1 pseudogene is annotated in these 278 nt (G+C 60.1%); it reads right to left on the minus strand.

The features are described from left to right. Positions 1 to 278, minus strand: a pseudogene (locus QP915_RS11625) (pyruvate carboxylase); the annotation flags it as partial.

The following is a 278-nucleotide window of genomic DNA, read 5'->3' on the forward strand; positions in this document are numbered from 1 at the left end:
GGGTATGCGAGCTCTTCACGGACGCGAGCTACCTCGTACAGCAGCTCTTCGAAGCGGTCACCCAACCCAGCGGTTTCCAGCTGGGATTCGAAGTTGGTAAGCATGCCGCCGGGTAGCTGGTGCATGTAGTGCAGGCCATCGAATGCGCGCGGAACGCCTACTGGCTTATCTTCCGTATCGGCAATTTCCTGAATGCGCTCGCTGGCAGAATCGATGCGCTCATCGTCGACGTCCACCGTGTAACCCAGTGCGCGAAGGTCGCGCACCAAGGCCTGGGT

Origin of the sequence: Corynebacterium sp. MSK158 (assembly GCF_030229085.1) — a bacterium.
Taxonomy (GTDB): domain Bacteria; phylum Actinomycetota; class Actinomycetes; order Mycobacteriales; family Mycobacteriaceae; genus Corynebacterium.